Source organism: Nocardioides daphniae (assembly GCF_004777465.1).
In the GTDB taxonomy this organism is placed as follows: domain Bacteria; phylum Actinomycetota; class Actinomycetes; order Propionibacteriales; family Nocardioidaceae; genus Nocardioides; species Nocardioides daphniae.
In genome coordinates this window covers 245,379-272,165 of the sequence record NZ_CP038462.1, presented here as the reverse complement: position 1 = coordinate 272,165, position 26,787 = coordinate 245,379, and the positions used below count along the sequence as shown (strand labels likewise).

Sequence of the window (26,787 nt, the reverse complement as noted above, 5' to 3'; positions counted from 1 at the left end):
TTGAAATGATCGAACGGCCGTTCATTTCAAGAATTGCCCCCGCCAGCCCCGATCCGGTCTGGTCGCACGCCGATCCACCGAACAGTCAGACGCTTACGCCCCAAAACGCCACCGCGCGTCCACAGCAACGGCGAGACTTGTCCCCGTCACGTCCCGCCGCTCAGGAGGCACCCCCATGCGCAGCCCGTTCCGCACCGCCGTCAGCCGTACCGGGACGGCGGGCGTCGCCCTGGCCCTGGCTGTCCTCCTGGCCGGCTGCGGCGCGGACGACGTCGTGGTCGAGGTCGGCGAGGCGCGGACGAGCAACACCGGCTCGGTCGCGGGCTCGGTCTCCCCCACGGCCGCGCCGACGCTCTCCCCCTACCTCTCGACCGAGCCGTCCGTGATCGGAGACGTGACGCTCCACCTCCCGGTCGGATGGACCACCTTCGAGGGGCAGCCCGTGGCCGCAGCAGGCGAGGGTTCGGAGGTCCAGGGCGCGGCTCAGCTGACCACCGTCGACGCCGAGGGCAAGACCGCCCAGGAGTGGGCCGACGAGATCGTCGCCGGGGAGACCGACCTGGTGAACGAGGGTGAGGGACTGACCCTCAACGACCCGCTCGTCGCCCCCGGCGAGCGCGAGGTGCTCCACATCAGCCACGACTACGCCGAGGGGCGCGCCAACTTCTTCGTGACGGTCGAGGCCGACTCGCTCTACCTGCTCCGCTTCGGCGGAGACGGCTCGACCCGCGCCCAGCTCGCGGTTGCCGAGGCCGCGTCGACCATCACCATCCAGGTCCAATCCCGCCCGACGGGCACGACCACGCCGACGGGCACGACCACGCCGACGGGCACGACCACGCCGACGGAGCCGGCCAGCGCGAACTAGCCCAGCACGCGGGCCAGGAACTGACGCGTCCGCTCCTCACGGGGCGCGCTGAAGATCTGCGCCGGCGGCCCCTGCTCGAGGATCCGACCACCGTCGAGGAAGCAGACCTGCGTCGCGACCTCGCGGGCGAAGTCCATCTCATGGGTGGCGAGCACCATCGTGGTCCCCTCCGCGGCCAGCGCCCGCACCGCCCGCAGCACGTCGCCGACCAGCTCTGGGTCGAGCGCCGCGGTGATCTCGTCGAGCAGCAGCAGCGCCGGGCCGGTCGCCAGCGCGCGTACGAGTGCCACCCGCTGCTGCTGGCCGCCGGAGAGCCGGTCGGGGTGCACGTCGGCCTTGTCGGCCAGGCCGAACTGCTCCAGCAGCCCCCGGGCCCTGGCCTCCGCCTCGCGGCGCGGGACCTTGTGCACCCGGCGCGGCGCGAGGGTGACGTTGTCGAGCACGGTCAGGTGCGGGAAGAGGTTGTAGGCCTGGAAGACCATCCCCATCCGGGCGTGCACGGCCCGCCGGTCGACCAGCGGGTCGGAGATCTCGCGACCCTCGAACTCGATCGTGCCGTCGTCGACGTCCTCCAGCAGGTTGAGGCAACGCATCAGCGTCGACTTGCCCGACCCCGAGGCGCCGATCAGGCAGACCACGTCGCCGGCCGCCACCTCGAGGGAGACGTCGTCAAGGACGACCTTCGAGCCGTACGCCTTGCGTACGCCCTGCACCCGCAGCAACGGATCGCTCATCGTGCCCCCGCCCGCTCGCGCTCCGCGTAGCGCCGCTGCAGCCGGTCGGTGAAGCGGGCCAGCGGGATCGTGAGGGCCACGAAGAAGGCGGCCACGACGACCATCGCGGTGTAGTTGAAGTGGTAGTTGCCGTAGTCGCGGGCCGAGAAGACCGCGTCGAAGATGCCGATCACCGAGACCAGCGCGGTGTCCTTCTGCAACGACACGAAGTCGTTGAGCAGCGGCGGGACGACGCGGCGTACGGCCTGGGGAACGATCACGTGGCGCATCGCCTGCACCCGGCTCAGGCCCAGCGTCTGCGCGCTCGCCCACTGCGACGGGTGGATCGACTCGATGCCGGCGCGGAAGACCTCCGCGACGTAGGCGCCGTACGACAGCACGAGCGCGACCAGCGCCCAGAAGAAGAGGTCGTTGGTGACGCCGGTCAGCCCGAGCGCCGGGATGCCGAAGCCGCAGAGCAGCACCAGCAGGATCGTCGGGACGCCCCGGAAGAGGTCGGTGTAGCCGACGGCGACGAGCCGCAGCGGCGTGAGCCAGGCCGAGCGGCTCTGCCGCGCCAGCGCCACCAGCAGGCCGAGCACCAGGATGATCGGCTCGGCGATCAGGAACATCTTCACGTTGACCCAGAAGCCCGACAGGATCGCGGGGAACGACTCCTGCGCGTGCTCGAGGGAGAAGAAGGTCTCGCGGACCCGCTCCCACCCGGGCAGCTGGGTGACCCCGAAGGCCAGCGAGCCGAAGACGGCCAGCGTCACCGCGGAGGCGGTGAGCAGCTGGCGACGGTGGAGGGTACGCCGGACCACGCGCCGGGCGAGCTCGCGCTCGCTGGGTTGCCAGGCGCTGGGTTGCCCGGCGGTGGGCTGCCCGGAGGCAGCGCTGCCGGCGGGGGCCGGCGTACCCGTGTCGCTCACGTCAGGGTCAGTCGAGGACCGGCACGTCGGCCGTGTCGGAGAGCCACTCCTGCTCGAGGGCGGCCAGGGTGCCGTCCTCCTTCAGCTCGGCCAGCGCGGCGTCGACGCAGCCGACCAGGGCGTTGCCCTTCTCGAAGAGCATGCCGAACTCCTCGACCGCGTCGTCGTCGTAGGCGAACTGGCCCACGATGGTGGAGTCCTCGATCTCGACGGCGGTGATGTAGAGCGCGGTCGGCAGGTCGGCGACGATCGCGTCGACCTGGCCGTTGAGCAGCGCCTGCTTGGCGGCGTTGGTGTCCTCGAAGACCAGCGGCTTGGCGGTCGGCTCGATCTCCTCGCGGATCGCGGTCAGCGAGGTGGTGCCGGTCTGGGCGCCGAGCTTGAAGGTCTCCAGCCCGTCGAAGTCGGCGACCTTGCTGGCCTTCGAGCCGTTGAGGGCGATGATCGCCTGCGTGGGCGCGTAGTAGCCCTCGGAGAAGTCGACGACCTCGAGGCGCTCGGCGGTGATCGAGATCTGGTTGATGTCGAAGTCGAACTTCTTCTTGCCCGGTGCGTAGGAGTTGTTGAACGGCACCTTGACCCAGGTGACGTCGCCCTCGGCGAAGCCCAGCTTGTCGGCGACCGCGTAGGCCACGGCGGACTCGAAGCCCTTGCCGTTGGAGGGGTCGTTGCCGGCGAACCACGGCTCGTACGCCGGGGAGTCGGTGGCGACGGTCAGCTTGCCGTCGGTGAGCACCTTGTCGGCGGCGCACTCCGCCGGGTCACCCGCCTCGGAGGTGGGGGCGGGGTCAGCGCTCTTCTCCTCGGCCGGCGCACAGGCGGCGAGGGCGAGGAGGAGCGGGATCGTGGCGGCAGCAGCGGTACGGGGGATGCGCATGGGTGAATCGTAAGACGTCAGGCAGCGACGGTGGTGACGACCGCAGCGCGGCTGGACGCATCGGTCCAGACCAGCCCGGCGCGCCACCACCGGAAGGCCGACCACGCCAGGAACGGCACCGCCAGCAGCACGACGACGTGCCACGGTGCGGCCCACGACGCCGTGGAGAAGACCATCGCGGTCAGCGTGGTGCTCAGCGCCAGCTTGGCCGAGTAGCCGACCATCACCGTCGGCGGTGCCGGCGTGGCCCGCGCGGAGCGCAGGTTGACCGCGAAGGGACGCGTCACCGACCACCGCATCGAGGTCGAGACCACCTGGACGGTGACGACCAGGAGCAGGCAGAGCACCGCCGCGACCTCGGAGGCCGTCGGCACCCCGGCCCGCAGCGCCGCGAGCACGACGGTGATCACCGAGGCGGCCAGCAGCCACTCGGCCATCACCCAGCTGCGCGCGGTCCACACCCGCTGGGGGTCGACCGGCAAGGTCTCGCGCCACAGGCCACCGCGACCGTCGAGCGCGAAGGCGTTGACGCCGTACAGCAGCGCCCCACCGCTGGCCACCAGCCCGGGGAGGATGATCACGTTCTCCCAGGTCAGGCCACCGGCGAAGGCGATCAGGCCCGGGCCGACCGCCAGCACCAGCATGCCGCGCCGCATCGGCACCGCCCGCCAGACCGAGGCGCGGTCGATCCGCACGAGCATCCCCCACAGCGTGCGCGGGTGGGCTGGGCCGCGAAGTGCTGGGTCTCCACCTTCAGCGCGTCACGGGTCTGGCGCCGCGCCGCCGAGTGGCAGGCCACCCCGCCGAGGACCAGGGCGACCGCGGTGAGGGCGAGCAGGGAGGTGACGGCGACGACCCAGGCCACGCTGAAGCCCTGGAGGCCGGCGACGACCAGCTCGAGCGTCGGGACCTGGTCGAGCACGTCGTTGAGGTGGCCCGACAGCTGCAACCAGGCGAGCAGGACGGCGACCGCGACCCCGGCCGTACGCACGATGGCGACGCCGTGGCGCCGGCGCCGGACCGACTCGACCGACCAGGCGATCACCTGCCCGAGCGCGGTCGCGAGGACCAGCCACAGCACCACGATGGTGAGCAGCCACGGCAGGGCGTCGAGGCCGTGGGCGAAGGTGGTGGCACCCAGCAGGAACCACGCCTGCAGGATCCAGCCGATGTTGAGCGGGGCCATCAGCAGCGCACCGAGGTGGTCGGTCGTGGGGCTCACCGGGAAGGCGACGGCGTCCTCGCCCGAGAGCAGCTCACGGCCACCGCCCGACGCGACGGCGGCCGAGACGGTCAGGCCGAGGAAGCCGATCATGAAGGTCGGCAGGATGATCAGCGTGTTGAGCGCCAGCCCCTCGTCGGCGCCCGCCCCGGGCGCGAGGAGCGGGCCGAGGACCGCGGCGGCGGTCAGCGCGACGACGACCATCCAGATGGTGCGGATGACCGCCGGGCGCCGCACCGTGCCGGAGCGGAAGCGCAGCAGGTGGCCGGTGTCGGCGACCGCGCGACGGATCTCCGCGAGGCTCCACGGGGAGGCGGAGACGGCGTACGTCCGCCCCACCGCCGCCTGCTCAGTCGAGGAGGGCGCGGTAGGCATCGGCGCCTTCCTCCCCTCGCAGGTCGATCGCGTCCATGTCGGCGACGCGGGCGCCGCCACGCAGCACGAGCGCCGTCGAGCAGGTCTCGATGGCGAGCTCGCGCAGGTGGGTGGAGAGCAGGATCGAGGCGCCGCGGGCACGGGCGTCGGCGACCACCTCGAAGGTCGCCTCCACACCGATCGGGTCGACGCCGTCGAAGGGCTCGTCGAGCAGCAGGACGTCGGGCTCGTGGAAGGCAGCGAGGATCACGGAGAGCCGGCGGCCCATGCCGTGGGAGAAGCCGGTGGTGACGCGGTGCGCGACGTCGCCGAGCTCGAAGCGCTCGAGCAGGTCGCGGGCCCGCGGCTCCCAGCCGGTCATCCGACGCAGGCTGGCGGAGAGCTGGAGGTGCTCCCACGGCGTCGCGCGCGGCACCAGGCCGCCGACGTCGGGGCAGTAGCCGACCGCGCGCTTCACGCCGAGCGGGTCCTGGCTGACGTCGATGCCGGCGACGACGACGCGACCGCTGGTCGGCGGGACGACGCCCGCCAGGACGCGCATGGTCGTGGACTTGCCGGCGCCGTTGCGGCCCAGCAGCGCGGTGGCGCGGCCGGGCGGGGCCTCGAAGCCGACGCCGGTGACGGCCTCGACCTCACCGAATCGGACGTGGAGGTCCTCGACGAGCACGGCAGGAGCGGGGACGGTGGGTGTCACCGTTCGATTGTCGTCGGATTCGGCGGGGCCGGGAGCGGTTTCGGCGGACTCGCCCGGCTGCCTGCCGCCACGAGGTTCCGTGATCACCACGGGTAGGGAAGGCTGCCCCCATGCACTTCGTCGGAATCGACCTCGCCTGGGGTGAGCGCAACCCCACGGGCCTCGCCGTGCTCGACGCGGAGGGCCGGCTGGTCCACGTCTCCACGGTCGTCACCGACGACGAGGTCGTGGCCGCGCTCGCGCCCTTCACCGAAGGCCCCTGCCTGGTCGCCGTCGACGCCCCGCTGATCGTCACCAACCCGACCGGCAACCGCGCCGCCGAGGCAGCACTCAACAAGGACTTCGCGCCGTTCGACGCCGGCGCCCACCCCACCAACACCGGTCGCGCCGAGTTCGCCGGGCGGCCGCGCGCCGCCCGGATCGCCAGCCGGCTCGGCCTCGACATGAACCCGCGCTCCGGCCGGGCCCGCCGCGCCATCGAGGTCTACCCGCACCCGGCGACGGTCGCGCTCTTCCGGCTCGGCCGCACGCTCAAGTACAAGTCCAAGTCGGGCCGCAGCCTCGAGCAGCTGCGCGCCGAGCTGCTCGTCCTGATGGGCCTGATGGAGTCGCTCTCCGGCGCCGACCCCCGCCTCGTGCTCGACGGCGAGGCGGGCGGCGAGGCGTGGCGCGGGCTGCGTACGACCGTGGAGCGGGCCCAGCGCAAGAGCGAGCTGCGCGTCGCCGAGGACCAGGTCGACGCGGTGCTCTGCGCCTACGTCGCGCTCTTCGCCACCACGCACCCCGAGCGCACCACGACCTACGGCACCTTCGAGCAGGGGTACGTCGTCACGCCGACGCTGACGCGGCCGACCTGGTGCCCACGCGGCGCGGGGCGGCCGCCGACGCCGCGCCGGGCGCGGAGTCCGACGGCGACGCAGATGCCCATGCAGCGGACCCCGGCACTGCCGTACGCCGCTACGCCGAGCAGCTGCCCGAGGTGCGGCGCGCGACCGAGGACTTCGTGCAGATCGTGCGGTCGATGCTCGACGACGCCGGCATCAACTACCTGACCGTGACCGGTCGGGCGAAGACGATGACCTCGTTCGCCGCGAAGGCGGCGCGCACGGTCGACGGGCGGCCGGTCTTCACCGACCCGCTGCGCCAGATCCTCGACCAGATCGGCCTGCGCGTCATCACCTACGTGCACAGCGACGTCCAGGCGGTGGTCGACGTGCTCAACGAGCAGCTGGTCGTCCACGACGACCGCGACATGGGCGAGGAGACGGCGAGCGAGGGCCGCTTCGGCTACTCCAGCCGCCACCTCCAGGTGGAGCTCGAGGACGAGGACGAGCAGGCGCACCCGCACCTGGCCGGCCGGATGGCGCAGGTCCAGGTGCGCACCGTGCTCCAGCACGCGTGGGCGGAGTTCGAGCACGACATCCGCTACAAGGGCACCATCCCTGACGAGCACGTGCCCGACTTCGACCGCCGCTTCACGCTCGCGGCCGGCCTGCTGGAGCTGGCCGACCGGGAGTTCTCGACCATCCGCGAGCGGCTGACCGAGTCGATGGCCGAGCCCGAGCCGTCGCAGGAGCCGAGCGCCGACCCGCGGATCACCGCGCGTGAGCTGGCCGCCTTCCTGGCCGGGCAGTACGCCGACGCGGGTTGGTCGCGCACCGACCACTACGAGTGGATCGGCGGGCTCCTGCTCGAGCTCGGGATCACCTCACTGGTCGAGCTCGGCGAGGTGCTGCGCTCGGTCGACTCCGCCAGCATCGCGGAGCGGATGGGCTACCAGCACCCGCCGACCGCCGTACGCCGCCTCGACGACGCGCTGCTGTGGGTGCACGGCGACACCTACGTCGGCCTGCGCGACAACGCCCACCGCGTCCCCGCGCTGCAGGCGCGGCTGGCGCGGCTGGCGAAGATGCGCCAGGAGTCCTGAGGGGCGCACACTGGAGCATGACCCGACGACTCGCCGCGGCCGCCCTGCTCCTGGTCCTGGCCTCGGGCTGCACCGACACCGCCGAGACCGAGGCGGGGCCCACCCCGTCGCCGTCGGCCTCCGAGTCGGGCACGGTCAGCGCGTCACCGTCCCTGTCGCCCTCGCAGAGCCCGTCCGCCACCCCGGTCGCCGACCCCGTCTCGGTGCCCGGCTTCGCGGCGCAGACCCACGTCGGCGACCGCCTGCGCCTCGGGGCGGTGCGGGAGCGCACGGCGAGCTTCACCTCGTACGACGTGACCTGGCGCGCCCGCAGCAGCGGCCGCGGCGCCGACGAGAGGCCGGTGCGACTCTCCGGGGTGCTCAACGTGCCCACGGGCGAGGGGCCGTTCCCCGCGGTGGTGCTCGCCCACGGCTACATCGACCCGGCGGTCTACGAGAGCGGGCAGGGCATGACGCGCGAGCGCGGCTTCCTCGCCGAGCGGGGCTTCGTCGCGCTGCACGTCGACTACCGCGGCCACGCCGGCTCCGACCCGGACCCCTCGGGCGGCACCGACGTGCGACTGGGGTACGCCGTCGACGTGCTCGCCGCGGTCGACGCGCTGCGGCGGGCCGACCTGCCCGTCGACGACGACCGGGTCTCGGTCTTCGGTCGCTCGATGGGCGGCGGGGTGGTGCAGAAGGTCGCCGAGATCGCCCCCGACGCCGTCCACGCGGTGGTGGCGTGGGCCTCGGTCTCGTCACTGGAGGGCGAGAACTTCAACCACTTCATCCGCGGTGACGGCGACGCCCGCGCCGCGGCCATCGAGCGACGGCGCCGGCCGGAGCAGGCGCCGGACTTCTGGCGCGGCGTCTCGTCGCGGCCGTACTTCGACCGGATCACCGCGCCGGTGCTCGCCGTGCACGGCCGCTTCGACGACACCTGTCCGCCGCGCTGGGCCCGCGAGACCCAGCGGGCGATGCGCAGGGCGGGTGTCGACTCGCGCCTCGTCTGGTACGACGACGGCCACGCCTTCGGACCGGCCTTCGTGGCCGCGATGGACCGCACCGTGAAGTTCCTCCGGGCGGCGTGACCCGGCCTCAGCCGTTCGTTTCCCGGCCTCCCGTGACATCAGCGCGGCGTCGTCCGGTGGCGGTCCCGCGGAGGAACGACGAACGGGGAGGGAACCTCGCGGCTCCCTCCCCGTTCGAGACGGATCAGTGACGTGTCAGCCGATCAGGCGGGGAAGCCCTCGCCCTTGGCCGCCATCTCCTCCAGGTAGGCGCTCGGGGTGAAGCGGTCGCCGTAGGCGGCGGCCAGCTCCTTCGCGCGCTTGATGAAGGCGTCGATGCCGATCGAGCCGTCGGCAGCCTCGTAGCCGGTGATGAACTGCGCCGCACCACCCAGGCGGGCCGGGAAGCCGATGCCGAAGATCGAGCCGATGTTGGCTGCGGCGGCGGACGTCAGGACGCCCTCCTCGAAGCACTTGGCGGTCTCGAGGGCCTCGATGAAGAGCATCCGCTCCTGGATGTCGACGAACGGGATCTGCTCCTCGGCGGGCGGGAAGACTTCGCCCAGGCCCCCACAGGCCGGCGCGCTTGCCGGACTCGTCGTAGTCGTAGAAGCCCTTGCCGACCAGGCGCGACGAACGGCCCAGCTCGATCATCTTGTCGACGACCGGGTAGGCGCCGTCCTTCGGAGCCTCGACGCCGGCGGCCTCGTAGGCAGCCAAGGTCTGCTTGCGGATCTTCACCATCAGCTCGAGGTTGAGCTCGTCGGAGATCTGCAGCGGTCCGACCGGGAAACCGGCCTGGGTCGCGGCACGCTCCAGCGAGACCGGGTGCACACCCTCGCCCAGCATCGCCAGGCCCTCGTTGATCTGCACGCCGATGACGCGCGAGGTGTAGAAGCCACGGCTGTCGTTGACGACGATCGGGGTCTTCTTGATCGCGAGCACCACGTCGTACGCCTTGGCGAGCGCCTCGTCGGAGGTCTCCTTGCCGCGGATGATCTCGACCAGCGGCATCTTGTCGACCGGCGAGAAGAAGTGCAGACCGATGAAGCGGTCACGCGAGGCGGCGTCCTCCAGGCCCTCGGCCAGGCCGGAGATCGGCAGGGTCGAGGTGTTGGAGCAGAGCAGGGCGTCGGGCGAGAGGTGCGGCATGACCTCGGCGAAGACCTTGGCCTTGAGGGCCGGGTCCTCGAAGACGGCCTCGATCACCAGGTCGGCGCCGGCGGCGTCGGCCGGGTCGGCGGTCGGGGTGATCCGCCCGAGCAGCTCGTCGGACTTCTCACTCGTGAGCTTGCCGCGCGAGACGGCCTTCTCGTTGATCTTGGCGGAGTAGGCCTTGCCCTTCTCGGCGTTCTCGATCGAGACGTCCTTGAGCACGACCTCCATGCCGGCGCGGGCGCAGACGTAGGCGATGCCCGCGCCCATCATGCCGGCGCCGAGCACGACGACCTTCTTGGCGACGTACTTCTCGACACCCTGCGGACGCAGCGAGCCGGAGTTGATCGCGGAGAGGTCGAGGAAGAACGCCTGGATCATGTTCTTGGCGTTCTGGCCGGTGACCAGCGAGACGAAGTAGCGCGACTCGACGCGCGAGGCGGTGTCGAAGTCGGTCGAGGCGCCCTCGACGGCGGCCTTCAGGATCGCCTTCTGCGCCGGGTAGTCGGCACCCTTGAGCTGCTTGCGCAGCAGCGCCGGGAAGGCCGGCAGGAAGGCGGCCAGGGCGGGCGACGACGGCTTGCCGCCGGGCATCTTGTAGCCGGGGCGGTCCCACGGCTGCTTGGCGGCGTCCTCGTTGTCGGCGTTGGCGAGGATCCACGCCTTGGCGGCCGGGATCAGCTCGTCCTGAGTGGCGACCAGCTCGTCGACGAGGCCCTTCGCCTTGGCGACCGAGGCCTTGAAGCGCGGGCCCTGGAGCAGGATGTCCATGAGCGCGGTCTGCAGGCCGAACATGCGGACGGTGCGGGTGACACCGCCGCCGCCGGGCAGCAGGCCGAGGCTGGCCTCGGGGAGGCCGATCTGGACGTTCGAGGCGTCGACGGCGATGCGGTGGTTGGCGGCCAGCGCGATCTCGAGGCCACCGCCCAGCGCGGCGCCGTTGATGGCGGCGACGACCGGGACCGGGAGGGTCTCGAGCTTGCGCAGCGTCGCCTTGATGCCCTCGACCTCCTCGAACATGCGCTCGGCGTCGGCCTTGGTCACCTGCATCATGCCCTTGAGGTCACCACCGGCGAAGAAGGTCTTCTTCGCGCTGGCGATCACGACGCCCTTGACGTCGCTGCCCTCGGCCGCGACCTCCTCGGCGAGGCGGTCGACGACGGCCGTCATGGCCCGCGTGTAGGCCTCGTTCATGGTGTTGGCGCTGGAGCTGGGGTCATCCATCGTCAGGGTGACGATGCCGTCGGCGTCCTTGTCGTAACGGACGGCGGAGTCGGTCTGGGTGCTCATCTTGTGCAGTTCCTCTCTGGTCCCGGTCTCAGACCAGCTCGACGATGGTCGCGATGCCCATGCCGCCGCCGACGCAGAGCGTGGCGAGGCCGCGGCGCTTGCCCTGGCGCTCGAGCTCGTCGATCAGGGTGCCCAGGATCATGGCGCCGGTGGCGCCCAGCGGGTGGCCCATGGCGATGGCGCCACCGTTGACGTTGGTGATGGAGTCGTCGATGCCCATGTCGCGCATGAAGCGCATGGCGACGGCGGCGAACGCCTCGTTGATCTCGAAGAGGTCGATGTCGTCGACGGTCAGCCCGGCCCGGTCGAGCGCCTTGCGGGCAGCCGGGGCGGGGCCGGTCAGCATGATGACCGGGTCGGCGCCGGAGACGGCGGTCGAGATGATGCGGGCGCGCGGGGTCAGGCCGAGGTCCTTGCCGACCTGCTCGGTGCCGATGGCGACCAGGGCCGCACCATCGACGATGCCCGACGAGTTGCCGGCGTGGTGGACGTGGTTGATCTTCTCCAGCCAGTGGTACTTCTCCAGAGCGACGTCGTCGAAGCCGGCGTCGCGGCCCATCTGGGCGAAGGAGGGCTTGAGCTTGGCGAGGCTCTCGGCGGTCGTGCCGGGGCGGATGGTCTCGTCACGGTCGAGCACGACCATGCCGTTGACGTCGGTCACCGGGACGATGGCCTTGCCGAAGTAGCCGTTCTCCCAGGCGTGCGCGGCACGGGCGTGCGACTGCGCGGCGTACGCGTCGACGTCGTCGCGGGTCAAGCCCTCGACGGTCGCGATCAGGTCGGCGCCGATGCCCTGGGGCACGAAGGCGGACTTGAAGGAGGTGGCCGGGTCCTGGGCCCACGGGCCACCGTCGGAGCCCATCGGCACGCGGCTCATCGACTCGACACCGCCGGCGAGGATCAGGTCCTCGAAGCCGGAGCGGACGCGCTGCGCGGCCTGGTTGACGGCCTCGAGGCCGGAGGCGCAGAAGCGGTTGAGCTGGACGCCCGCGACGGTGTCCGGGTAGCCGGCCGCGAGGGCGGCGGTCTTGGCGATGTCGGCACCCTGCTCGCCCACGGGCGAGACGACACCGAGGACGACGTCGTCGACGCGACCGGGGTCGAAGCCGGGGTTGCGGTCCTTGACCGCGTCCATGAGGGTGACCGCGAGGTCGATCGGCTTCACCTCGTGGAGGGTGCCGTTGGCCTTGCCCCGTCCACGCGGCGTCCGGATGTGGTCGTACACGAATGCTTCTGCCATGACCGTCCTTGTTGGATCGTGATTGTCAGCCGATTGTGACACTATCGCTGTCACAGTCGTCAAGGTACCCGGCGCACAATCATCACGAGAGCGATGTGATCCATCGCACTCCGTGCGTCCTCCGCCCCGGTTGCCCACCAGACTGACCACCAGACCATGACCCGCCGACAGGTTCGGCTGACGCCACGAGGAGGTGCGGTGACCGACCAGGACATCGACCCGACCCCTGAGGCGCGCGAGGCGCTGCGCGACCTGCTGACGCTCGACGAGCTGACGGCCCGGGTGGGCATGAGCGTGCGCAACGTCCGCTTCTACACGACCAAGGGCCTGGTCCCCCCCCGCTGCGACGCGGCCGCTCCGGCTACTACACCCCCGAGCACGTCGCCCGGCTCGAGCTGGTCCAGGAGCTGCAGGCGCACGGCTTCACGCTCGCCGCGATCGAGAAGTACGTCGCGACGATCCCCGACGACGCCTCCGCCGAGCAGATCGCGCTGCAGCGCACGATGAGCGCGCCGTGGATGTCGGACCGTCCCGTGCAGCTCACCCGCGCCGAGCTCGACGCCCGCGCGGGCCGCGAGCTGAGCGACGACGAGGTGACCACGCTCGCCGAGATGGAGATCATCGACCCGACCGGTGACGGTCGCTACGAGGTCGCCCTCACCCAGTTCTCCGTCGGCCTCGGCCTGCTCGAGATCGGCTACCCGGTCGAGGCGGCGAAGGCGGGCAAGGAGCTCTACAAGCGGCACGGGGAGCAGCTCGCCGAGGAGCTCCTCGCCGTCTTCCGCACCCAGGTGTGGCCGACGTACAAGGAGGCGGGCATGACCCGCGAGCGCCTCACCGAGGTCGTCGAGCGGATCAAGCCGCTCTCGATCATCTCGCTGGTCGCTGCCTACGAGGCGGCGATGGACGAGGCGACCCGCGCCGACGTGGTGAAGCGCGGCCGCTGAGCGTCAGCGGTTGCTGAACGCCAGTGGTCACCCAGTGGGTGCGACACGCCGTCGCGCACCCACCAAGTGACCACTGTGCAGGAAGCAGCTGTGAATGAAGCATGCCTCAGTCGATCCGCGCCACCATCGGCAGCCGCGAGCGGGTGCAGAGCCACATCACGCTCGTCGCCAGCAGCGGCAGCGCCACCACGACCCCGAGCACCATCAGCCACGGCACGTCCAGGTAGGGCCCCTGCAGCTCGGGTGCGGCCCACGTGTTCGTGGTGACCGGCCGACTGACCGCGATGCCCGGCACGAAGCCGACCGCGGCTCCCAGGACGGCCCCGAGCCCGGAGATGACCAGCGCGTACGCCGCGGCGACGTGCCGCCGCGTACGCAGTGGTCCGCCGACGGCCGCCAGGGTGGCCAGGTCGGGGCGGGCGTCGGCCAGCGACAGGAAGGTCGCGGTCAGGGTGCCGGCGAGCATGAGCAGCGCGGCGGCCACGGCCAGGACCCACAGGATCACGACCACCTCGTCGGAGCGCTCGTAGCCACGCTCGACGTAGACCTCGGCTGCCTGGTCGACACCACGGACCGTCTCACCGAGCAGCTTCTCGGTGTCGCGGTCGAGGTCGCCCTCGAGACGCAGTCCCACCACCTCCACACGATCGGCCAACCCGGCGGCAGCCACCGCGACAGGCGGGACGACGGCTTCCACGTTGCTCGAACCGTCGACCTCCAGGGCGAGCGCCTCGAGACCCTTGATCGAGTCACCCGGACGCTCGTCCTCCCCGTCGTTCCAGACCGTCTCGACGACGTCGACCTCGCCGGGCAGGACGCCCCGGTCGGTCAGGACCACGGCCCGCCCCTCGGCCAACGCCTCGTCGGCGCGGGCCAGCTGCCCGTCGTCGAGCCCCGTGACCCCGCGCATGTCGTCGGCCACCACCAGGCCGCTTCCGAAGACCGAGCTCGAGTTGTTGAGGAGCACCTCCTCACCGCTCGAGGGCCGGACCTCCCACCAGTTGTTGTCGGCTCCGCGGCCCGGAGCACCGAACGCGCGGACCTCGTGGACGTCGACCTCCGGGACGGTGTCCTCGATGGCGGACCTGACCTCGTCGAGGACCTCGTCGCGATCCCGCACCTCCTCGCCGGGCAGCGACTCCGGGTACCAGTCGACCTTCGCCTGTCCCTCGGGGAGCTGGAGCGAGTAGGTGGCCCGACTCTCCGCCTCGTCGCTGCTCACGCTGATCCCGAGCGCGACCACCCCGGCGACCGTGGCGGCGACGGCGGCCACCGCCGGCACCGTGCGCGTACGGTGTCGCGCGGCGTCGCGGGCAGCGAAGCGGCCGGCCAGCGGCAGGCGCCCGGCCAGGCGCGCGCTCGCCGCCACGAAGACCGGCACCACCATGACCATGCCGATCATGACCACCACCACCGACGCCGTCATCAGCAGCGGACCGTAGTTCGCGTAGCGCGCCGCACCCACGGCCGCGCCGACGACGCCGACCCCCAGGACCACGAGCCCCACGAGGGGCGAACGCCGACTGGGCGGCGGGTCGGCGCGACGACCCGCCAGCGCCGCGACGACGTCCTGCCGTGAGGCGAGCCAGGCCGGCACGGCCGCGGCGGTGACGGCTGCCAGCAGGCCACATCCGGCGACCGCCAGCATCAGCAGCCACGGGACGTCGAAGGGGCCGAACCACGACCAGCTCGCCCGCTGCGCCAGCGGCACCAGCGCCGCGGCCAGGGGCACGCTCAGCAACATGCCACCCACGGCGGCAAGCCCGCCGAGCACGAGACCACCGGCCAGGATCACCCGTCGCGCCTGCCGCGGCGTGCCACCGGAGGCGGCGACGAGGGCGAGCGTACGCGTGTGGTTGCGCGCCGTGACCGCGAAGGCGGGGCCAGCCAGCAGCGCGACCTCCAGCAGGACCATGACCGCGATCATCGCGAGGATGGCGGCCCGCTCCTGGTTCTCGAAGGACTCCGGCGCCGGGTGGTCGACCTCCGAGGTCGGCGGAGGGTCGAGCAGCACCGCACGCGACGCGACCACCAGCCCCTGCGCGTTGAGCTTCTTGACCTCCGACCAGGAGATCTCGCTGCGCTCGACGAGCCACTGCTGCGGAGTCTCGTAACGCTCCTCCATGGTGGTCGCCGGGGCGACGAGGGAGCCGGCACTGCCGTAGGCCACCTCCTGCAGCCGGCTGAACGGGTCACGTCCGACGCCGACCACGGTGGCCGGCTCGTCGATCCCGGGCACCTCGAACTCGGCTCCCATGCCGAGCCCACGCTCGGCCAGCGCCTCGTTGACGACGACCTCGTGGGGACCGGTCGGCGCACGCCCCTCGAGGACCTCGAAGAGACCGTCGGTCAACGGGTCCGCGAGGTTGGTCTCGGTCACCGGGAAGTGGAGGACCCGATCCCCCAGGCGTACGGAGACGTTGGACTGCACGAGCGAGACGAGACGCGCGTCCTGGCCCAGCAGCGCCTGGATCGCGGTCTGGTTGCGCGGCGCCGGCATCGCGTCGCCCAGCGTCGTCCAGCCACCGTCGAGCGGGTCGGGGAGCTGGGTGACTCCGCCGACCTCCGGACCGAAGTCGTGGACGAGGGCGTCGGCCGCGCCGAGGTGTCGGTCGACGTTCTCGGCGGTGGAGTAGGCGCTGGTCCTCACCAGGATCAGCCCGACGCAGACGAGGAGCACCGGCAGCGCCACCAGGGTCAGCACCAGCGCACTGCGCAGCTTGTGCCGGCGTACGTCACGCGCCGCGATGCGCAGCGCGAACCGCCAGCCCCCCATCACAGCACCCCGGCGCCGAGGCCGACGTGCGCGCCGGACTCGTCGACGACCAGGCCGTCGCGCAGGAAGACCACGCGGTCGGCCCAAGCGGCGTGGCGCGCCTCGTGGGTGACGATCACGCAGGCGGCTCCTGCGTCGCAGAAGTCACGGAGCACACGGAGCACCTCCTCACCGGTCTCGGTGTCGAGGGCTCCGGTGGGCTCGTCGGCCAGGATCAGGCGACGCTCCCCGACGACGGCGCGGGCAATGGCGATGCGCTGCTGCTGGCCACCCGACATCTCGTCGGGGAAGCGGTCGGCGAGCTCGGCGATCCCGACCTTCTCGAGCGCGGCCACCGCCTGCTCGCGAGCGGTGCTGCGGGAGACGCCGTCGAGCTCCAGCGGAAGGGCGACGTTCTCGACGGCGGAGAGGGCGGGGATCAGGTTGTAGTCCTGGAAGACGTAGCCCACCGACGTACGCCGCACGCGCGCCCGCTCGGCCAGCGTCGCGGCCGTGAGGTCGACGCCCTCGATGACGACGCTGCCGCTGGTCGGGGTGTCGAGGCCGCCGGCCAGGGTGAGCAGGGTTGACTTGCCGGAGCCCGACGGGCCCATGACGGCGACGAGCTCGCCGGGGGCCACCGCGAAGGTGACGCCGCGCAGCGCGTGGACCTCGACGGCGCCCTCGCCGTGCACGCGGGTGACGTCGGCGAGGTGGAGCACGGGCTGGTTCATCGGTCTTCCTCCTGGGTCGGGGTGGCGGTGCGGGCGGCCGCGGCGCGGCGGAGTCGGGACTCGCAGTGGTCGAGCCACCGGATCTCGGCCTCCGTGTCGAAGACGAGCGAGTCGAGGACCAGCCCGAGCGCGAGGCCCTCGACGCTGGCAGGGTCGGCGGTCTGGCTGCGCTTGGCGCGGGTGTGCTCCTGCAGGGCGGCCATGGTGGCTGCGCGTTGCCGCTGGATGAGCTGACCGATGTCGACGCCCGGGAGCGTCACCGCCAGGGCCAGCTTGATGGCGAGCTCGTCGCGCGGTGGCTGGGTGCGCGGCACCGGGCTGGTGAACCAGCTGTCGGCCTCCTTCGCACCGGCCTCGGTGAGGCGGTAGCTGACCTGACGCTCCCCCGCGCCGTCGGTCGCGCCCTCCGCCTCACCGCGCGCCTCGCCGTGGCCCGTGTCGACGACCTCGATGAGTCCGTCACGCTCGAGCCGGGTGAGTGTCGTGTAGACCTGCCCGATGTTGAGCGGCCAGGTCGAACCGGTGCGTTCCTCGAACTCGCTGCGCAGCTGGTAGCCGTACATCGGACCCTGCTGCAGCAACGCCAGCATCGACTGCTTGATCGACATCCGAGCCCCCTCTCCTCACGGGTGCGGCAGCGTGCCGCGGTGGATACTGAGTATGTATAGCAGGTATGCATACCGAGTATGTATAGGCGCGCTGGGTGCTCGTCCAGTGGTCACTTAATGGCGAGGCACGCCGACGAGCCGGCCATCAAGTGACCACTGGGCGCCCACCACGGCACGAGAGAAACCCGCCGGCCGGATCAACCAGCAGGCGGGTCAGCGACGCAACAGCCCTACGGCTTGAGGTGCGTCCAGGGCTTCGTCAGGTCGAACCGTCGGCCCGACAGGGTGTCCGGGGCGATCTCGACGACGTTGTACTTCACGTCGGCGTCGACCCACGGCCGCAGGGGGACGTTCTCCGCGCGGTGCGCCTCGTCCTCCTCCAGCAGGCGGGCCTTGCCGCGGAGGATGACGCTGCGGGCGGTGCGCTCGTCGTACGCGTCGATCTCGAAGGCCACGTCCGGGTTCATCACGACGGCGAGCAGCTTGCTGCCCGGGGCCGTACGGAAGAGCAGCGTCCGGTGGTCGACCGCGTAGTTGATCGGCGCGATGTGCACCTCGTCGCCGAGGTGGAACGCGAGCCTGCCGAACTCCTCGCTGCGGAGGAACTCCCAGCACTCGTCGGGGCTCAGGGCCTGGGTCGCCTCGTCCATGGGGCCACCGTACTCCCGCGCGAGGCGCCCGGGAGCGTCCGACCGAGCGGAAAGACGGTGCCAAATGGCCCTTGACCCTCTTTTTCGCGCTCGTGGGCGCACTGGAAGCGCCTTTTCGTCGGTCATCCCGCCCGACGACCCTCGCGCCACTCCCACCCGGCCCCTACGCTCGAAGCATGAGCGCTGACCCACCCGCCCGCGTCCTCGTCGCCGGCGCCACCGGCTTCATCGGCCGCCGCCTGGTGCCTGCCCTGATGGAGCGGGGCCACGAGGTGCGGGCGATGACGCGCCGCCCCGAGGCGTACGACGGCCCCGGCACCCCGGTCGGCGCGGACGTCGGCGACCCCGACAGCCTGCCTCCGGCGCTGGAGGGGGTCGACGTCGCGGTCTACCTGGTCCACTCCCTCGACCACGAGGACTTCGAGTCCCGCGACCGCGAGGCAGCCGTCGCCTTCGGCAGGGCGGCCGCGGAGGCCGGCGTGCGCCAGATCGTCTACCTCGGCGGCCTCGGACACGACGGCAGCATGTCGGCGCACCTGCGCAGCCGCCGCGAGGTGGAGGGCAAGCTCGGCGAGGGCGGCGTCCCGGTCACCGTGCTGCGCGCCGCGATCGTGGTCGGCGACGGCGGGATCTCGTGGGAGCTGACCCGCCAGCTGGTCAAGAACCTCCCCGCGATGGTCGTCCCGAAGTGGACCTCGACCCGCACCCAGCCGGTCGCCCTCGACGACGTGGTGAGCTACCTGGTGGGCGTGGTCGACGACGAGCGCGCCTTCGGCCGGGTCTTCGAGATCGGCGGCCCCGAGGTGATGACCTACCGCGACATGCTGCGGATCGCCAGCCAGGAGATGTCCGGGGTCTCGCTGCCCGTCGTGCCGGTGCCGGTGATGACCCCGCGGCTGTCGTCGTACTGGCTCTCGCTGGTCACCGACGTCGACGTCACGACGGGCCGCAACCTCATCGACTCGATGGACACCGAGGTGGTCGTCACCGACGACTCGATCTTCGAGATCGTGCCGATCGAGCCGCTGGACTACCGCGAGGCCGTGCGCCGCGCGCTCGCCGACCGCAAGGACTGACCGCGGAGGGTCAGCCGATCAGCAGCGGGAGCACGAGCAGCATCGTCAGCGACCAGCTGACGTGGGTCAGCATCGGGCCGAGGATCCCGCCGGAGGCCCGCCGCTCCAGCCCGCACAGCAGGCCGAGCAGTCCGGCGGCGAAGGAGAGCATCACGTTGCCGGTGGCGGCGGTCGCGACGACGTAGGCCACCGTGCTCCACAGCACCGGGTGCCGCGGGACGGCCGCGTAGAGCGCGCCGCGGAAGAAGAGCTCCTCCGCCAGCCCGGTCACGCAGGTGATCACCAGCAGCAACGGGACCGACCCCTGGTCGGCGAAGTCGAGCACGCTGGCGACCTGCCCCTCGAGCGGGGCGAGCAGCGGCACCTCGCGCACCAGCAGCGCCCCGACCACGAAGAGCGCCGCGAGCGAGAAGCCGACGGCGAGCGGGGTCAGCACCGGGCGTACGAGGGTGTCGCGGAAGGCGATCCGCCCCAGGTGCAGCGGGCCGGCGGTGAAGGCGCCGACCGCCCAGACCACCGCCAACGTCAGCGTGCCGACGTAGAAGAGGTTGTCGCCGGGCTCGAGCCGGACCGACCACCCCAGCACCGCCGCCCCGACCAGGACGACGAGCACGGTGATCGCCTGACGCCGCCGCAACCGCTCGTCGGTCTCGCGCTGGTTGCGCGGCACGACGTCCCACAGGGCCCGCCGTAGCCATCGCTCGATCTGCACGAGTCCACCCTACGGAGCGGGCGGTGCCTCCACCCGCCGAGCCGCCGAGGCGACACCGAGCCAGCTGTGCGGGTTGCCGTCCCAGCACCACCCCAGCTTCGGGGCGCGCTCGCTGATCCACAGGGCCGGCACGCGGCGGTCGCCGGCCCGCTCGACCCTGCGCGAGCCCGACAGCATGAAGCAGCGGTTCTTCTCCAGCACGGTCGGCACCTGGAGCACCGCGGCGACCCCCTCCTCGACGGTCACCGGCGTCCGGTTTCGCGCGGTGATCACCGGCAGCGCGTCCTCGGGCGCGACGTCGCGGAACTCCTCCCCGCGGTCGAAGCCGAGCAGCAGGTAGGGCGCCGCGGGGACGTCGAGCCCCGGCACCGGACGGTAGGGCGCCAGGCCCTCGTCGCCGTGGTGACGGTCGACGAAGCCCGGCCGGTCGCCCAGGCGCAGCAGCGGCACAGTGTCGTCGGGACGCACCACCGCGGCGGGCAGGACGACCAGGCACGGCACGGCGCCGGGCCCGTCGTCGTACGCCGTGAGGTCGACGTCGAGCTCGGCGAGCGGCGCGAGGAGGGCGCGGAGCTGCTCCTCGCTCAGCCCTGCGAGCGCGGGGACCCCGAGCGCGACCAGGCGCTCGGCCTGGGTGTGGACGGTCGTACGCAGGTCAGCGGTCATGCGGCTCCTCGTGCAGATCCTCGGAGATCGTCGGAGAGAGTTCAACGGACCCGGACGGCGACGAGTTCCCGCCCCACCGGCGACGGGGCGCAACGACACGTGGTCGTTGCGCCCCGTCGCCGGTGCTGGAGTGCTGGTCAGCGGCGTCCGCTGGAGAAGGAGGCAGCGCTGTGGTTGCCACCACCGCCGCCACCGGACGTACGACGTGCACGCCCCTGACCGCCCTGGCCGCCGGAACGGCCACCCGAGCGCTGGCCGCCGCCGGTCTTGCCGTTGGACGGCTTGCCGCCCGCGACCTTGCCGTTGGTGGGCTTGCCGTTGGCGTGGCCCGAGGGAGCCTGGCCCGCGCCCTGCTTCGGCTGGCCGGAGCGGGTGTTGGGGCTGTTGCCGGCCTTGCGGCGCTGGCGGTTGCGGCCGCCGGTCTTGGGCGCGTCGCCGGAGGGGCGCGACTGGGTCGGGGCCGGAGCCTCGTAGCCGCCCTTCACCAGGACGCGCTCGCCGGGGGCGAGCTTGGACAGGATGGGGTCACCGGCGCCGGCAACCTTGGTGGTGGTCGGCTTGATGCCAGCCTGACGGGTCAGGTCGCGCACGTCGCGCACCTGCTCGTCGGTCATCAGCGTCACGACGGTGCCCTCGGCGCCGGCGCGGGCGGTGCGGCCCGAGCGGTGCAGGTAGGCCTTGTGCTCGGCCGGCGGGTCGGCGTGGATGACGAGGTTGACGTCGTCGACGTGGATGCCGCGGGCGGCGACGTCGGTGGCGACCAGCGTCATGGCCTGGCCCGAGTGGAAGGCCTCCATGTTGCGGGTGCGGGCGTTCTGCGACAGGTTGCCGTGCAGGTCGACCGCGGGCACGCCGCTCTTGTTGAGCTGGCGGGCCAGAGCCTTCGCGCCGTACTTCGTGCGGGTGAAGACGACCGTACGCCCGGGGGCGCTCGTCAGGTCGACGAGCACCGGCACGCGCGACTCACGGGAGATGTGCAGCACGTGGTGGCTCATCTTGGCGACCGGCGACTGCGCCGAGTCGGCCTCGTGGGTGACCGGGTTGCTCAGGTAGCGCTTGACCAGCACGTTGATCGCGCCGTCGAGCGTGGCCGAGAAGAGCAGGCGCTGGCCCGACTGCGGGGTCTTGTCGAGGATGCGCTTCACGCCGGGCAGGAAGCCCAGGTCAGCCATGTGGTCGGCCTCGTCGAGGATGGTGACCTCGACGGCGGAGAGGTCGCAGTGACCCTGACCCATGAGGTCCTCGAGGCGACCCGGGGCGGCGACGACGACGTCGACACCCTTGCGCAGGGCGTTGACCTGCGGGTTCTGGCCGACGCCACCGAAGACGGTCTGGACGCGCAGGCCGGTGGCGGCAGCCATCGGCTCGAGGGAGTCCTTGATCTGGGTGACGAGCTCGCGGGTCGGCGCGAGGATAATCGCGCGCGGCTTGTTCGGCATGGCCGGCAGCTTGGCGGCGTCGAGGCGCGCCACGAGCGGGAGGAGGAAGGCGTACGTCTTGCCCGAGCCGGTGCGACCGCGGCCGAGGACGTCGCGTCCGGCCAGCGAGTCGGGCAGCGTCGCTGCCTGGATCGGGGTGGGGGCGGTGATGCCCTGCTCGGCGAGGATCGCGGACAGGACGGAGGGAACGCCGAGTTCGGCGAAGTTCATGTGTGATCTTCTCTGGTTGGTGTCTCACCAACGCGCCTCCGCCGGTGGCGGAGTTGGCAGCGAGCTGCCGCGTACCTCGCGATGCGAGGCCGAGCCTCTCGACGAGGGGCTGCGGGACGGTCGAGGCAAGACTTGACGACTCGTCTGGTGGCCACCCTACGCGTCCGTTCACGTCCGGGTGGCATCGAGCACGGCGACGACTCCGTCACACAGGTCCCAGAAGTCTCAGGAAGCGGGGCTCACCACGACCACGTCGGAGGTCGTGGTGACCTCGGTCCGACCCGTCTCGGCGTCCTTGCGCAGCAGGACGGTCGCCATGGTGCCGGCCGCCTCGCTCCCCTTCACCCGCAGCTCGACCTGCACCCTCCCGTCGGGGGCGGCGTTGAGCGTCAGCTCCTCCACCGGGGCCGCCAGCGCGAACCTGCCCTTCGAGTCCGCGACGTCGCTCGCGGCGGTCTCCTCCGCGGCCTGCTCACCGCCGACACCCACCGCCGGGTGCAGCACCAGCTCCACCTCCGCGCCGGGCACGGGCGCGCCGCCGGGTCCGTCGACCACCTGCCCGGTGACCACCTCGGGGCTGCGACCTGCCGTCTCGCCGTCGCCGCCGCACCCCGTCAGGGCGCCCCACGTCATCACCATCACGGCCGCAGCCGCGCCTGACCTCCAGCGCACGCACTTCTCCCTCGCACCACCAGCCACCCTCCCCGCGGCTGCGATGAGGGCAAGTTAGCCCGCGACGGCCGCAGGTGTCATGGGCGTCCGGTCACCGGATTGGACCGGTCGCCGCGCCCGCCCCACCAGTCCCGTCCAGCCCGCTCAACGCTGGACCGCCGCCCCACCGGCGATGAGGGCGTCGACGTCGTCGATCCCCCAGGCGGCCAGCGCGCCGCGGGTGTCGGCGCCGAGCTCGGCCGGGGTCGAGGTCAACGACGGCTCCGTCCGCGAGAAGCGCGGCGCGGGCGCCGGCTGCAGGACGCCGCCGTGCTCGACGTACGTCCCGCGCGCCGCGACGTGCGGGTGCGCGGCCGCCTCGGCCACGGTGAGCACAGGCGCGACGCAGGCGTCGGAGCCGTCGAAGACGGCCGCCCACTCGTCCCTCGTACGCTCGGCGAACCGCGCCGTCAGCGCCTGGCGGATGGCCGGGAAGTTGCGGGGGTCGTCGCGGTCGGGCAGCTCGATCCCGAAGAGCCGGACGAACTCCTCCCAGAACTGCGGCTCCAGCGCGCCGAGCGTCATGTGGCCGCCGTCGGAGGTCGCGTAGACGTCGTAGTAGGGCGCGCCCCCGTCGAGCATCCCGCTGCCGCGACCCCCGGCCATCCCCATGGCGGCGAAGGAGACGGTCATGGTCTGCAGGTGGGCGGCGCCGTCGACGATCGCGGCGTCGACGACCTGGCCCTGCCCCGACAGTCGCGCCTCGAGCAGCGCCGCCAGCACACCGATCACCAGGTAGGTGGAGCCGCCGCCGAAGTCGCCGACCAGGTTGGCCGGGAAGTGCGGGCGCGACGGGTCCTGGCCGAGGCCGTGGAGCACACCCGCGAGGGCGATGTAGTTCATGTCGTGGCCGGCCGCCTGCGCCCAGGGGCCCTCCTGGCCCCAGCCGGTCATCCGGCCGTAGACCAGGCGGGGGTTGCGGGCCAGGCAGTCGTCGGGGCCGAGCCCGAGGCGCTCGGTGACACCGGGACGCATCCCCTCGACGAGCACGTCGGCCTGCTCGACCAGCCGCAGCACGGTCTCGGCGGCGTCGGGATTCTTGAGGTCGAGCGCGACGCTGGGGCGGCCGCGGTTGACGAGGTCGGCCTGGCCGAAGTTGAAGGTGCCGCCGCCGGCGCGCTCGACCCGGATCACGTCGGCGCCGAGGTCGGCCAGGATCATGCAGGCGTGCGGGCCGGGCCCGATCCCGGCGATCTCGACGACCTTGACCCCGCGCAGCGGACCTGTGCCGCGGCCCAGGGCGTACGAGCCGTCCCCGGCGCTCGAGGTCTCCGGCGTGGTCGCGTCGTCCTGCGCCTGCGTGTGGGTCTGCGTCATGCCGGTCATCCTGACAGCGGCCACGAGCCGACGGCAACGACCGTGACACTTTTGGTGTCACTAATTTCTCCGAGGCTCTTGCAACTCGTTGCATAGCCGTGCCATCCTCGGCGCGTGGCCCTCGAACACGCACTCCTGGTCGCCCTGAGCGAGAAGCCCGGCTCCGGCCTCGAGCTGACCCGGCGCTTCGAACGCTCCTTCGGCTACTTCTGGCACGCGACCCACCAGCAGATCTACCGCGTGCTGGCGCGCATGGTCGACGACGGCGACCTCGACGTGGAGGTGGTCGCGCAGAGCGGCCGCCCGGACAAGAAGGTCTACCGGGTGACCGAGGCCGGCCGGGGCAAGCTCGCTGCCTGGCTCGCGACGCCGACGCCGATGGAGCCACTGCGCAGCGACCTCGCGGTGAAGATGCGCGGCGCCTCCTACGGCGACCGCGAGGAGGTGCTCGCCGCGCTGCGCGCCAACCTGGTCGACCACCGCGTACGACTGGAGCACTACCTCCAGCTGGCCAAGGAGTACGACCTCGACGACGCCGAGCGGGCCACCGGCGGCCCGCTCCCCGACCCGGTCCGCGACCAGTACCTGGTGCTGCGCGGCGGCATCCGGCTCGAGGAGTTCTGGATCGGATGGATCGGCGACTACCTCGCCGCACACGGGCAAGGAGACCCGCGATGACCCACGACCTGCTGCTCAGCCCGATCACGCTGGGGCCGCTCACGTTGCGCAACCGCATCGTCATGGGCTCCATGCACACCGGCCTCGAGGACGCCCCCTGGCACCTCGACCGGTTCACCGCCTACCTGGCCGAGCGGGCGCGCGGCGGCACCGGGCTGATCGTCACCGGTGGCTACGCGCCCACCAAGCGGGGCTGGCTGAAGCCCTTCGGCTCCGAGATGACCAACCGCGTCCAGGCTGCGCGCCACCGCCGGGTCACCGACGCCGTGCACGCCGAGGGCGGAGCGATCGCGATGCAGGTGCTGCACGCGGGCCGCTACGGCTACCACCCCTTCCAGGTCGGCGCCTCGACCCGGAAGTCGCCGATCACCCCCTTCAAGCCGTCGGCGCTGTCGTCGAAGGGTGTCGACCGCACTGCGACCGCCTTCGCGAAGTCGGTCGCCCTGGCCCAGCGCGCCGGCTACGACGCGGTCGAGGTCATGGGGTCGGAGGGCTACCTGATCAACCAGTTCCTCGCCGCGCGCACCAACGACCGCACCGACGCCTGGGGCGGCACCGCCACCAAGCGGATGCGCTTCCCGATCGAGGTCGTCCGCCGCACCCGCGAGCTGGTCGGCGACTTCCCGGTGATGTACCGGATCTCGCTCCTCGACCTGGTCGAGGAGGGCCAGACCTGGGAGGAGACCGTCGAGCTGGCCCACCACCTGGAGGAGGCCGGCGTGACGGTCTTCAACACCGGCATCGGGTGGCACGAGGCCCGCATCCCGACGATCATCACGCAGGTCCCGCGCGGCGCCTGGCGCGACGTCACCGCCCGGCTCAAGGCCGCGGTGTCGGTGCCGGTCTGCGCCTCCAACCGGATCAACACCCCCGACCTGGCCGAGGAGATCCTGGCCGCCGGCCAGGCCGACATGGTCTCGATGGCCCGGCCGCTGCTCGCCGACCCGGAGTTCGCGAGGAAGACCGCGGAGGGCCGGGCCGACGAGATCAACACCTGCATCGCCTGCAACCAGGCCTGCCTCGACCACATCTTCGTCAACAAGACCGCCTCCTGCCTGGTCAACCCGCGCGCCTGCCGCGAGACCGAGCTGGTGCTGGGCCCCGTGCGTACGGCCGCCTCGGTCGCCGTCGTCGGCGCCGGACCGGCCGGGCTCGCCACCGCGGTCAGCGCCGCCGAGCGCGGCCTGCGCGTCACGCTCTTCGAGGCCGGCAGCGAGGTGGGCGGCCAGTTCCGCCTGGCCATGGCGGTGCCGGGCAAGGAGGACTTCGCCGACACCCTGCGCTACTACACGCGGCGGATGGAGGTCCTGGGCGTCGACGTACGCCTGGGCACCCGCGCCGACGTCGCCGCGCTGGGCGGCTTCGACCACGTGGTCGTCGCGACCGGCGTGACGCCGCGCGTCCCCGCGATCGAGGGCATCGACCACCCCACGGTGGTCTCGTACGCCAACCTCCTCAACGGCTCGGCGACCGTCGGCGAGCGCGTCGCGGTGATCGGCGCCGGCGGCATCGGTGTCGACGTCTCGCACTTCCTCACCCACGTCGAGACCGACCTCGACGGCTGGAAGGCGCAGTGGGGCGTCGGTGACCCGTCGCTGCACCGCGGCGGACTGACCGAGCCCAAGCCGCGTCCGGTGGCGCGTCAGGTGACGCTGGTCCAGCGCAAGGAGACCCCGATCGGCATCGGGCTCGGCAAGACGTCGGGCTGGGCCCACCGCGCCGTGCTGAAGCAGTCGGGCGTCACCCAGGTCTCGGGGGCGTCGTACGACCGCATCGACGACGCCGGCCTTCACCTCACCGTGGGCGGCGAGCATCGCTTGGTCGAGGTCGACCACGTCGTGGTCTGCGCCGGGCAGGAGTCGGTGCGCGACCTGTACGACGCGCTCGCCGCCTCGCACCCCTCGGTGCACCTGGTCGGTGGCGCGGACGTGGCCGCCGAGCTCGACGCGAAGCGCGCGATCAAGCAGGGCACGGAGGTGGCGGCCGCGCTCTGAGCGCGCAC

At 72.1% G+C, this 26,787-nt stretch carries 25 protein-coding genes and 1 pseudogene; 9 read left to right on the top strand and 17 right to left on the bottom strand.

Annotation, left to right across the window (positions count from 1 at the left end):
* The first annotated feature begins 175 nt into the window (after positions 1-175).
* A complete protein-coding gene (locus E2C04_RS01365; RefSeq protein ID WP_135831235.1) occupies positions 176-868 on the top strand; it encodes a hypothetical protein in 693 nt (230 codons plus the stop codon).
* Here the strand turns inward: E2C04_RS01365 and E2C04_RS01360 are convergent.
* Genes E2C04_RS01360 through E2C04_RS01335 form a run of 6 tightly spaced genes read right to left on the bottom strand, consistent with a single transcriptional unit; the run spans position 865 to position 5,681 of the window.
* Positions 865-1,602, bottom strand: a complete 738-nt coding sequence (locus E2C04_RS01360; protein ID WP_135831234.1) for an amino acid ABC transporter ATP-binding protein — start codon at positions 1,600-1,602, stop codon at positions 865-867. The two genes, E2C04_RS01365 and E2C04_RS01360, sit on opposite strands and share 4 nt — an antisense overlap.
* Positions 1,599-2,513 carry an amino acid ABC transporter permease gene (locus E2C04_RS01355; protein ID WP_135831233.1) on the bottom strand — a complete coding sequence of 305 codons (915 nt, stop codon included), beginning with the start codon at positions 2,511-2,513 and terminating at the stop codon, positions 1,599-1,601. Before E2C04_RS01355 ends, E2C04_RS01360 begins: the two co-directional genes overlap by 4 nt.
* A gap of 7 nt (positions 2,514-2,520) precedes the next feature.
* Positions 2,521-3,390 (bottom strand): ABC transporter substrate-binding protein, encoded by an 870-nt coding sequence (locus E2C04_RS01350; protein WP_135831232.1) that lies wholly within the window; start codon positions 3,388-3,390, stop codon positions 2,521-2,523.
* 17 nt (positions 3,391-3,407) lie between these two features.
* The gene (locus tag E2C04_RS01345) at positions 3,408-4,091 is read right to left on the bottom strand and encodes a hypothetical protein (protein WP_135831231.1); all 684 of its coding nucleotides are present in this window, start codon (positions 4,089-4,091) and stop codon (positions 3,408-3,410) included.
* Positions 4,004-4,987 carry a hypothetical protein gene (locus E2C04_RS01340; protein WP_135831230.1) on the bottom strand — a complete coding sequence of 328 codons (984 nt, stop codon included), beginning with the start codon at positions 4,985-4,987 and terminating at the stop codon, positions 4,004-4,006. Before E2C04_RS01340 ends, E2C04_RS01345 begins: the two co-directional genes overlap by 88 nt.
* A complete protein-coding gene (locus tag E2C04_RS01335; RefSeq protein ID WP_170213478.1) occupies positions 4,962-5,681 on the bottom strand; it encodes an ABC transporter ATP-binding protein in 720 nt (239 codons plus the stop codon). Before E2C04_RS01335 ends, E2C04_RS01340 begins: the two co-directional genes overlap by 26 nt.
* Before the next feature lie 110 nt (positions 5,682-5,791).
* Here E2C04_RS01335 and E2C04_RS20540 point away from each other — a divergent pair, with 110 nt between their 5' ends.
* From E2C04_RS20540 to E2C04_RS01320, 3 genes are read left to right on the top strand one after another with little or no spacing between them, the layout of a single operon-like run.
* Positions 5,792-6,733, top strand: a complete 942-nt coding sequence (locus E2C04_RS20540) for a DUF429 domain-containing protein (protein WP_135831229.1) — start codon at positions 5,792-5,794, stop codon at positions 6,731-6,733.
* Positions 6,661-7,608 carry a GTP pyrophosphokinase gene (locus E2C04_RS20535; protein ID WP_275106538.1) on the top strand — a complete coding sequence of 316 codons (948 nt, stop codon included), beginning with the start codon at positions 6,661-6,663 and terminating at the stop codon, positions 7,606-7,608. The genes E2C04_RS20540 and E2C04_RS20535 overlap by 73 nt, the downstream gene beginning before the upstream one ends.
* Positions 7,609-7,625: 17 nt before the next feature.
* Entirely contained in the window at positions 7,626-8,678 is a 1,053-nt protein-coding gene (locus tag E2C04_RS01320; protein WP_135831228.1) for an alpha/beta hydrolase family protein, read from the top strand.
* Positions 8,679-8,813: 135 nt separating this feature from the next.
* Here the strand turns inward: E2C04_RS01320 and E2C04_RS01315 are convergent, their stop codons facing one another.
* On the bottom strand, positions 8,814-11,042 hold the full coding sequence (locus E2C04_RS01315) for a 3-hydroxyacyl-CoA dehydrogenase NAD-binding domain-containing protein (RefSeq protein WP_338088796.1): 2,229 nt from the start codon (positions 11,040-11,042) through the stop codon (positions 8,814-8,816).
* A gap of 28 nt (positions 11,043-11,070) precedes the next feature.
* Complete coding sequence (locus tag E2C04_RS01310; protein ID WP_135831227.1) at positions 11,071-12,282, bottom strand: acetyl-CoA C-acetyltransferase; 1,212 nt, start codon at positions 12,280-12,282, stop codon at positions 11,071-11,073.
* Between the two features lie 341 nt (positions 12,283-12,623).
* Between E2C04_RS01310 and E2C04_RS19015 the strand changes: the two are divergent.
* Positions 12,624-12,677 (top strand): annotated as a pseudogene (locus E2C04_RS19015) (hypothetical protein); the annotation flags it as partial.
* A gap of 123 nt (positions 12,678-12,800) precedes the next feature.
* Positions 12,801-13,229: a hypothetical protein gene (locus E2C04_RS19010; RefSeq protein WP_238694384.1), complete on the top strand. Its 429-nt coding sequence runs from the start codon at positions 12,801-12,803 to the stop codon at positions 13,227-13,229.
* 106 nt (positions 13,230-13,335) lie between these two features.
* Here the strand turns inward: E2C04_RS19010 and E2C04_RS18175 are convergent, their stop codons facing one another.
* The 4 genes from E2C04_RS18175 to E2C04_RS01285 form a co-directional block, all read right to left on the bottom strand.
* Entirely contained in the window at positions 13,336-16,005 is a 2,670-nt protein-coding gene (locus E2C04_RS18175; RefSeq protein ID WP_135831226.1) for an ABC transporter permease, read from the bottom strand.
* Positions 16,005-16,718, bottom strand: coding sequence for an ABC transporter ATP-binding protein (locus tag E2C04_RS01295; RefSeq protein WP_135831225.1), 714 nt, complete (start codon positions 16,716-16,718; stop codon positions 16,005-16,007). Before E2C04_RS01295 ends, E2C04_RS18175 begins: the two co-directional genes overlap by 1 nt.
* Entirely contained in the window at positions 16,715-17,326 is a 612-nt protein-coding gene (locus E2C04_RS01290) for a PadR family transcriptional regulator (RefSeq protein WP_135831224.1), read from the bottom strand. The genes E2C04_RS01295 and E2C04_RS01290 overlap by 4 nt, the downstream gene beginning before the upstream one ends.
* 230 nt (positions 17,327-17,556) lie before the next feature.
* On the bottom strand, positions 17,557-17,976 hold the full coding sequence (locus E2C04_RS01285) for a pyridoxamine 5'-phosphate oxidase family protein (protein ID WP_135831223.1): 420 nt from the start codon (positions 17,974-17,976) through the stop codon (positions 17,557-17,559).
* 176 nt (positions 17,977-18,152) lie between these two features.
* On the opposite strand from E2C04_RS01285, the gene E2C04_RS01280 reads away from it, so the two are divergent.
* Positions 18,153-19,052, top strand: coding sequence for an NAD(P)H-binding protein (locus E2C04_RS01280; protein WP_135831222.1), 900 nt, complete (start codon positions 18,153-18,155; stop codon positions 19,050-19,052).
* Between the two features lie 10 nt (positions 19,053-19,062).
* On the opposite strand, the gene E2C04_RS01275 is transcribed toward E2C04_RS01280, so the two are convergent.
* From E2C04_RS01275 to E2C04_RS01255, 5 genes are all read right to left on the bottom strand, one after another.
* Positions 19,063-19,764 (bottom strand): CPBP family glutamic-type intramembrane protease, encoded by a 702-nt coding sequence (locus E2C04_RS01275; RefSeq protein WP_229721363.1) that lies wholly within the window; start codon positions 19,762-19,764, stop codon positions 19,063-19,065.
* A gap of 9 nt (positions 19,765-19,773) precedes the next feature.
* Positions 19,774-20,430, bottom strand: coding sequence for a DUF5701 family protein (locus E2C04_RS01270; RefSeq protein WP_135831221.1), 657 nt, complete (start codon positions 20,428-20,430; stop codon positions 19,774-19,776).
* A 137-nt stretch (positions 20,431-20,567) separates the two neighbouring features.
* Positions 20,568-22,079 (bottom strand): DEAD/DEAH box helicase, encoded by a 1,512-nt coding sequence (locus tag E2C04_RS01265; RefSeq protein WP_135831220.1) that lies wholly within the window; start codon positions 22,077-22,079, stop codon positions 20,568-20,570.
* A gap of 225 nt (positions 22,080-22,304) precedes the next feature.
* On the bottom strand, positions 22,305-22,751 hold the full coding sequence (locus E2C04_RS01260; protein ID WP_135831219.1) for a hypothetical protein: 447 nt from the start codon (positions 22,749-22,751) through the stop codon (positions 22,305-22,307).
* A 144-nt stretch (positions 22,752-22,895) separates the two neighbouring features.
* A complete protein-coding gene (locus E2C04_RS01255) occupies positions 22,896-24,107 on the bottom strand; it encodes a CaiB/BaiF CoA transferase family protein (protein WP_135831218.1) in 1,212 nt (403 codons plus the stop codon).
* Positions 24,108-24,221: 114 nt separating this feature from the next.
* On the opposite strand from E2C04_RS01255, the gene E2C04_RS01250 reads away from it, so the two are divergent.
* Entirely contained in the window at positions 24,222-24,785 is a 564-nt protein-coding gene (locus E2C04_RS01250) for a PadR family transcriptional regulator (protein ID WP_135831217.1), read from the top strand.
* Positions 24,782-26,779, top strand: coding sequence for an NADPH-dependent 2,4-dienoyl-CoA reductase (locus E2C04_RS01245; RefSeq protein ID WP_135831216.1), 1,998 nt, complete (start codon positions 24,782-24,784; stop codon positions 26,777-26,779). The genes E2C04_RS01250 and E2C04_RS01245 overlap by 4 nt, the downstream gene beginning before the upstream one ends.
* The last annotated feature ends 8 nt before the right edge of the window (positions 26,780-26,787 follow it).

Coding starts and splice junctions, on each gene's coding strand:
- E2C04_RS01280 (WP_135831222.1), top strand. CDS start 18,153: ATGAGCGCTGACCCACCCGCCCGCGTCCTCGTCGCCGGCGCCACCGGC.
- E2C04_RS01290 (WP_135831224.1), bottom strand. CDS start 17,326: ATGTCGATCAAGCAGTCGATGCTGGCGTTGCTGCAGCAGGGTCCGATG.
- E2C04_RS20540 (WP_135831229.1), top strand. CDS start 5,792: ATGCACTTCGTCGGAATCGACCTCGCCTGGGGTGAGCGCAACCCCACG.
- E2C04_RS01350 (WP_135831232.1), bottom strand. CDS start 3,390: ATGCGCATCCCCCGTACCGCTGCTGCCGCCACGATCCCGCTCCTCCTC.
- E2C04_RS19010 (WP_238694384.1), top strand. CDS start 12,801: ATGTCGGACCGTCCCGTGCAGCTCACCCGCGCCGAGCTCGACGCCCGC.
- E2C04_RS01310 (WP_135831227.1), bottom strand. CDS start 12,282: ATGGCAGAAGCATTCGTGTACGACCACATCCGGACGCCGCGTGGACGG.
- E2C04_RS01340 (WP_135831230.1), bottom strand. CDS start 4,987: ATGCCTACCGCGCCCTCCTCGACTGAGCAGGCGGCGGTGGGGCGGACG.
- E2C04_RS01285 (WP_135831223.1), bottom strand. CDS start 17,976: ATGGACGAGGCGACCCAGGCCCTGAGCCCCGACGAGTGCTGGGAGTTC.
- E2C04_RS01315 (WP_338088796.1), bottom strand. CDS start 11,042: ATGAGCACCCAGACCGACTCCGCCGTCCGTTACGACAAGGACGCCGAC.
- E2C04_RS01265 (WP_135831220.1), bottom strand. CDS start 22,079: ATGAACTTCGCCGAACTCGGCGTTCCCTCCGTCCTGTCCGCGATCCTC.
- E2C04_RS01245 (WP_135831216.1), top strand. CDS start 24,782: ATGACCCACGACCTGCTGCTCAGCCCGATCACGCTGGGGCCGCTCACG.
- E2C04_RS01295 (WP_135831225.1), bottom strand. CDS start 16,718: ATGAACCAGCCCGTGCTCCACCTCGCCGACGTCACCCGCGTGCACGGC.
- E2C04_RS01255 (WP_135831218.1), bottom strand. CDS start 24,107: ATGACGCAGACCCACACGCAGGCGCAGGACGACGCGACCACGCCGGAG.
- E2C04_RS18175 (WP_135831226.1), bottom strand. CDS start 16,005: ATGGGGGGCTGGCGGTTCGCGCTGCGCATCGCGGCGCGTGACGTACGC.
- E2C04_RS01320 (WP_135831228.1), top strand. CDS start 7,626: ATGACCCGACGACTCGCCGCGGCCGCCCTGCTCCTGGTCCTGGCCTCG.
- E2C04_RS01270 (WP_135831221.1), bottom strand. CDS start 20,430: ATGACCGCTGACCTGCGTACGACCGTCCACACCCAGGCCGAGCGCCTG.
- E2C04_RS01345 (WP_135831231.1), bottom strand. CDS start 4,091: ATGCTCGTGCGGATCGACCGCGCCTCGGTCTGGCGGGCGGTGCCGATG.
- E2C04_RS01360 (WP_135831234.1), bottom strand. CDS start 1,602: ATGAGCGATCCGTTGCTGCGGGTGCAGGGCGTACGCAAGGCGTACGGC.
- E2C04_RS01365 (WP_135831235.1), top strand. CDS start 176: ATGCGCAGCCCGTTCCGCACCGCCGTCAGCCGTACCGGGACGGCGGGC.